This is a genomic window from Robertmurraya mesotrionivorans, from assembly GCF_050971805.1.
Taxonomy (GTDB): Bacteria; Bacillota; Bacilli; order Bacillales; family Cytobacillaceae; genus Robertmurraya_A.
Genome location: NZ_JBPCCH010000016.1, coordinates 4,035 through 4,361 on the forward strand (window position 1 = coordinate 4,035; position 327 = coordinate 4,361).

General features: G+C 43.7%; 1 protein-coding gene. It reads left to right on the top strand.

What is annotated here, in order from left to right:
* Window positions 1–327, top strand: a 327-nt coding sequence (locus ACRX5O_RS19190; RefSeq protein WP_433907431.1) for a Kae1-like domain-containing protein, incomplete at both ends; no start/stop codon positions are given.

Genomic DNA, 327 nt, shown 5'->3' on the forward strand with positions numbered 1-327 from the left:
CGATTAGCAGCTGTTGGCTCACCTATTATTGATTTACCGAGAGCATGGTTAGAAGAAGGATCATATGATTTTAGCTTTAGTGGATTAAAATCAGCAGTTATCAACACTGTCCACAATGCAGAGCAACGGGGGGAAGTCATTGCACCTGAAGATCTTGCAGCAAGTTTTCAACAAAGTGTTATCGACGTGTTGGTAACGAAGACGGTACGTGCGGCCAAACAGTATTCAGTGAAGCAAGTGTTACTAGCAGGAGGAGTAGCTGCTAATAAAGGACTGCGTAGCGCACTGGAGAGAGAGTTCGCTGCTATTGAAGGTGTAGAATTAATT